The sequence below is a fragment of the Vogesella sp. EB genome, assembly GCF_001037925.1.
Lineage (GTDB): Bacteria > Pseudomonadota > Gammaproteobacteria > Burkholderiales > Chromobacteriaceae > Vogesella > Vogesella indigofera.
On sequence record NZ_LFDT01000057.1, the window covers coordinates 1 to 3,324 of the forward strand.

The following is a 3,324-nucleotide window of genomic DNA, read 5'->3' on the forward strand; positions in this document are numbered from 1 at the left end:
TGATGCGCCCGGTCATCAGGCTGCGGGCGTCGGCCTGCGCGCTGGCGGCCTTGCCCAGCCGCGGCACGAAGTAGGCCAGCGTCGCCACGTACAGCAGCAGCCAACCGATGAACGGCCACAGCAGCGCGGTATCGAAGCTGCCGACCACCGCGATCATGGTGACGAAGTAGATCACCACGAACACCAGGATGTCGGTGACGATCATCACCGTGTCGCGTACCGCCAGCGCGGTCTGCATCACCTTGGCCGACACGCGGCCGGCAAATTCGTCCTGGTAGAAGCTCATGCTCTGGCCGAGCAGGTGGCGGTGATAGATCCAGCGCAGGCGCATCGGGAAGTTGCCGGCCAGGCCCTGGTATTTGCACATCGCCTGCAAGGCGATCAGTAGCGGGCTGGCCAGCAGGATGCCAGCCAGCAGCAGCAGGTTGTGCTTCTGCTCCTGCCACAACAGCGCCGGCGGCACCTTGCCCAGCCAGTCCACCACCGAGCCGAGCATGGAGAACAGCAGCGCCTCGAAGGCGCCGATGCAGGCGGTGAGCGTGGTCATAGCCAGGATCAGCGGCCGCGTGCCGGCGGTGGCCGCCCAAATGAAGGGGAAGAAGCCCTGCGGCGGTTGCGCGGGCGGGGTTTCCGGATACGGATTCACCCGGCTTTCGAACCATGACAGCATAAAGAACACTCCTTTTCCCGACATAACAGCAAGGTTATGCCAGTACAGGTTATAAAACGGGCTAATGACAATAGCGTTAAGCGTATTAATGCGCAACATCTTTATCGCACTGTAGCGCAGCCGGCCAAGGTTGGCCGCAAACAAAAACGGCTGCCCGCGGGCAGCCGTTTTGCCTAGTCACGCCGGGCGTCAGGCGATCAGCGCCGCGCTGAGGCGGGTACGCTGCGCCGCCAGTGCCGGCGGCAGGCGGTCGGCCAGCTTGGCGAACCATTCGTCGTGCGCCGCCAGCTCGTGCTGCCAGGTGGCGTGGTCTAGCGCCATCAGCGCGGCAAAGCGCTCGGCGGTGACTTCGTCCAGCCCTTCCCAGTTGAGGTCGCCGTGTTCCGGCACCCAGCCCAGCGGGCCGGATACCGCCGCGGCGCGGCCCTGCACGCGGCCGACGATCCACTCCAGCACGCGCATGTTGTCGCCGAAGCCCGGCCACAGGAACTTGCCGTCCTTGTCGGTACGGAACCAGTTGACGCAGAAGATGCCCGGTGCCTGGCTGACGCGCTGGCCGATGTCCAGCCAGTGCTGGAAGTAGTCGCCCATGTGGTAGCCACAGAACGGCAGCATCGCGAACGGGTCGCGGCGGGTGACACCCTGCGCGCCAAAGGCGGCGGCGGTGGTTTCCGAACCCATGGTCGCCGCCATGTACACGCCCTCGGCCCAGCCGGCGGCCTGGAACACCAGCGGCACGGTGGAAGAGCGGCGGCCGCCGAAGATGAAGGCCGAGATCGGTACCCCGGCCGGGTCGTTCCACGCCGCGTCCAGCGACGGGCACTGGGTCGCGGCCACGGTGAAGCGCGCGTTCGGGTGTGCCGCCTTGCGGCCGGTCTGCTTGCCGATTTCCGGCGTCCAGTCCTGGCCCTGCCAGTCGGTGAGGTGTGCCGGCGCTTCCTTGCTCATGCCTTCCCACCACACGTCGCCGTCGTCGGTCAGCGCCACGTTGGTGAAGATCACGTTCTCGTGCAGCATCGCCATCGCGTTGGGGTTGGATTTCACCGAGGTGCCCGGCGCCACGCCGAAGTAGCCGTTTTCCGGGTTGATCGCGTACAGCTTGCCGTCGGCACCCGGCTTGATCCAGGCGATGTCGTCGCCGACGGTGCTGACCTTCCAGCCGTTGTAGCTCTTGGGCGGGATCAGCATCGCGAAGTTGGTCTTGCCGCAGGCGCTGGGGAAGGCCGCCGCGACGTAGGACTTCTCGCCCTGCGGGCTTTCCACGCCGAGGATCAGCATGTGCTCGGCCAGCCAGCCCTGGTCGCGGCCCATGGTCGAAGCAATGCGCAGCGCGAAGCACTTCTTGCCCAACAGCGCGTTGCCGCCGTAGCCGGAGCCGTAGGACCAGATCTCGCGCGATTCCGGGAAATGCACGATGTACTTGGTGTCCGGGTTGCACGGCCACGGCTTGTCAGCCGCTCCGGCGGCCAGCGGCGCGCCCACCGAGTGCACGCACGGCACGAAGGCGCCATCCTTGCCCAGCACCTCGTACACCGCACGGCCCATGCGCGTCATGATGCGCATCGACGCCACCACGTACGGCGAATCGGTGATCTCGATGCCGATGTGCGCGATCGGACTACCGAGCGGGCCCATGCTGAACGGAATCACGTACATGGTGCGACCGGCCATGCAGCCGTCGAACAGGCCGTTCAGCGTGCCGCGCATCTCGTCCGGCGCCATCCAGTTGTTGTTGGGGCCGGCGTCGGCCTTGTGCGCGCTGCAGACATAGGTGCGGTCTTCCACCCGCGCCACGTCGGACGGATCGGAGAAGGCGGCGTAGGAGTTGGCACGCTTGGCCGGGTTGAGGCGGGTCAGGGTACCGGCCTTGACCATTTGCGCCAGCAACTGCTCGTTTTCTTCTGCCGAACCATCCACCCAGTGAATGGCGGCCGGTTTGGTCAGGGCAGCCACTTGGGCAACCCAGGCGATGAGTTCGGAATGCTGAATATAGGACGGTGCTTGCAGCGACATGACAAACCTCGACAACAGGGATGGACAGAGGGGAACAGCTGAGTCCGCCATTGTCGCCGATTTGTAGTCGACGAGGTTCATCCCGGCCTGCCAAAACGCAAACAACACCAAGTTTTTGCGCGGCAAACAGGGATTTGTTGCACGAAAAACAAAAAAATCCGGTAACACTGGTGACGTAAGCCTTGAGTTACGTAAGCGTAAAACTACAGCCGCCAGCGCCGCACAAGCCTGGCCGCAACCGCCTGCACAGTCCGTGCCGCGGTCACCGGCTGCGACAACACTTGCCGGCGGCGGCCATCGCGTGTTCAATGCAATGACAATGACAAGCTACCAAGGAGCAGACATGGCCTTTGACGAAGCAGTGCACCCCGATCACTTCAGCACCCTGCGCCGCACCCCGTTTCCGCACACACTGATCGAACAGCAGCTGATGCAGATGGGCGGCGGCGGTGTCGCCGGCAGTACCTTCCGCAAGCAGGTGCTGCTGGCCGCCGGCTGGCCGCACGACGGCCTGGTGCCGTTTGCCAAGCACCCGCAGCTGGCCAGTACCACCTTCAACCGCATCCGCCTGCTTCTGGACGGCCACAGCCAGCCGGACACGCTGCTGGCGGCACTGGCCGCTTAAGCCGCCGGCCAGCCAT

The 3,324-nt window shown here is 65.0% G+C and carries 3 protein-coding genes; 1 reads left to right on the forward strand and 2 read right to left on the reverse strand.

Annotated features, from left to right (window positions below; translation table 11 throughout):
• Positions 1-670 (reverse strand): ABC transporter transmembrane domain-containing protein (locus ACG97_RS16675; RefSeq protein WP_047968508.1); only part of this gene is annotated, 670 nt, incomplete at its 3' end.
• Between the two features lie 189 nt (positions 671-859).
• Entirely contained in the window at positions 860-2,683 is a 1,824-nt protein-coding gene (locus tag ACG97_RS16680; RefSeq protein ID WP_047968509.1) for a phosphoenolpyruvate carboxykinase (GTP), read from the reverse strand.
• Positions 2,684-3,026: 343 nt separating this feature from the next.
• On the opposite strand from ACG97_RS16680, the gene ACG97_RS16685 reads away from it, so the two are divergent.
• Complete coding sequence (locus ACG97_RS16685; protein WP_047968510.1) at positions 3,027-3,308, forward strand: hypothetical protein; 282 nt, start codon at positions 3,027-3,029, stop codon at positions 3,306-3,308.
• The last annotated feature ends 16 nt before the right edge of the window (positions 3,309-3,324 follow it).